At 46.3% G+C, this 707-nt stretch carries 2 protein-coding genes; one reads left to right on the forward strand and one right to left on the reverse strand.

Annotation, left to right across the window (positions count from 1 at the left end; genetic code table 11):
* Positions 1-204 (reverse strand): transposase (locus tag LS48_RS14735; protein ID WP_369038071.1); only part of this gene is annotated, 204 nt, incomplete at its 3' end.
* 282 nt (positions 205-486) lie between these two features.
* Between LS48_RS14735 and LS48_RS15050 the strand changes: the two genes are divergently transcribed.
* Positions 487-707, forward strand: a 221-nt coding sequence (locus LS48_RS15050) for a transposase (RefSeq protein ID WP_162266498.1), incomplete at its 3' end; no start/stop codon positions are given.

Raw genomic sequence — 707 nt, forward strand, 5'->3', positions numbered from 1 at the left:
ATAGATGTAGAGCTTGAGCAGGTCTGCCGGGTCGTACGGCGGACGGCCCTGTGCGGGCAGGGCGGCAAACCCCAGCTCTTCCAGATCGAGTGCCCCGACGAATCGATCGATAAAGCGGACGCTGTTCTCCTCCGGCACCATCTCGTCGAGGCAGGTGGTGTAGAGGGCCAGTTGCTGGCGGTCTTGTCCCTGTAGATATTCCATGGCATGAAGATACGGAAATACGGGGGTTTTGAAGGAAAAAAAAACTCCTACTTATCCACAGAGTTATTAAGTTTTGAGACAGTCTGACGGTCTCGGCTATGAGTAGTTGCGTGGTTTAGCACTTAACTTTGCAAGTACACACCAAGCTGAAAATCCGTGAGGATTTTCAGAAGTAGGCGAGAACAAGCAATTACTTATAGCCAATGTGCCTGTTGCACAACCACCTCTTCAAATATAGCAAAAGGCTTGTATAAAATTGAGAAGTTTATTAATTTCATGCCTATGCAAGGCAAGAAAAACTATCAGGAAAAACTCTTCACAAGCTTTAAGCTAAGCGACAGGGTTTCAAAAGAAAATTTTTACCGACGGCTAAAAGAAGTTCTAGACCTGGACTTTCTTTACCCGCTCACCAATAAGTTCTATGGACAAAGCGGGCAAAAAAGCATAGACCCCGTGGTCTTTTTCAAGATATGCCTGGTGGGCTATCTGGAAAACATAACCAC

Source organism: Aequorivita aquimaris (genome assembly GCF_001573155.1).
In the GTDB taxonomy this organism is placed as follows: Bacteria; Bacteroidota; Bacteroidia; order Flavobacteriales; family Flavobacteriaceae; genus Aequorivita; species Aequorivita aquimaris.